The organism is Pseudoalteromonas sp. SWXJZ94C (assembly GCF_015864385.1).
GTDB lineage: Bacteria > Pseudomonadota > Gammaproteobacteria > Enterobacterales > Alteromonadaceae > Pseudoalteromonas.
This window is the reverse complement of sequence record NZ_JADYXF010000136.1, coordinates 1-1,000: the sequence shown is the minus strand read 5'-3', so window position 1 is coordinate 1,000 and position 1,000 is coordinate 1. Positions and strand designations below refer to the sequence as shown.

The window sequence follows — 1,000 nt, the reverse complement described above, 5'->3', positions numbered from 1 at the left end:
ATTGGCATGTAAAAATTAGGTTGTTGGTACCCTTTATCACAGAATCGCTCGTGGTACTCCCAGCTATCATTCAATGCGTTAACTAGAGCCTCGCTCGGGGTAATCTCTCCTTCCATCATAAAAGCAAGAATAAAACCGACTTTTCCGCTGGTACAATAGTTTACCCACGGGTCCGTGTTGTTTAACTTAACTTCTTCTATCGCCTTTCGAAAAACCTCTAAACCTTCATCATTTGATACTCGACGGTGAATTGCTTGTATTAATTCAACAAGCGCATACTCGGCTTCACTGTTTGTGGTAGAGCTCTGGCGCATTAAAGATACAGGATACTTCACTAAACTATCCATCGCGTCTTGGTCACGTACAATTGCAGCCACAAGATAAGTTTTTTGCCAATCAGCTCCTGACAAAAAGCCCTCGCTCACCAGACCTTTGCCGTTGTAGGTGGCGTCTAATATATCGTCAATCACGACGCGTTGCTCTTTTTCAGGCTCTCGACCCAGCTTAAAAATAGCCTCACCGGCTTTTGCAGCAAGCTTTAATGCTGTTATGGATTTTTTCTTGTTTTCTTCGGTTAAGTCAAACGACCACCATTGGGAGATTTTGATTGCACTACCAAAAAAACTTATTAAATTATCTCTTTTAATGTGCAATTTTTGACTTACTCTGTTATATCTTCTTTCAAAACGTTCGATATTATCTTCAAGCTCTACAGACTCGTAATCACGCTTTATGTTTATCATGGTTATTCCTTTAAATTATGCCGGTTTTTGGGGCGTTTAGGGTGAAATTACAGGTAATCGCCATCAATATAAAACTGCGGAATAAAATCTGATTGCACGCTGAGTTCGTTACCGTAATCTTTTGCCATGCACGTTAAACCTAATAAGACAATTGGCATATAAAAATCAGGCTGTTGGTATCCTTTATCACAGAATCGCTCGTGGTACTCCCAGCTATCATTCAATGCATCTGCTAAGGCGGTACTCGGAGTAGTCTC

Annotated in this window: 2 protein-coding genes; both read right to left on the bottom strand. The window is 40.7% G+C overall.

From position 1 onward, the window contains the following. Nucleotides 1-743: immunity 49 family protein (locus tag I6F65_RS21400; RefSeq protein WP_197114846.1), on the bottom strand; the 743-nt coding region annotated here is incomplete at its 3' end. A 47-nt stretch (nt 744-790) separates the two neighbouring features. Then, nucleotides 791-1,000 (bottom strand): Imm49 family immunity protein (locus I6F65_RS21395; protein WP_197114844.1); only part of this gene is annotated, 210 nt, incomplete at its 5' end.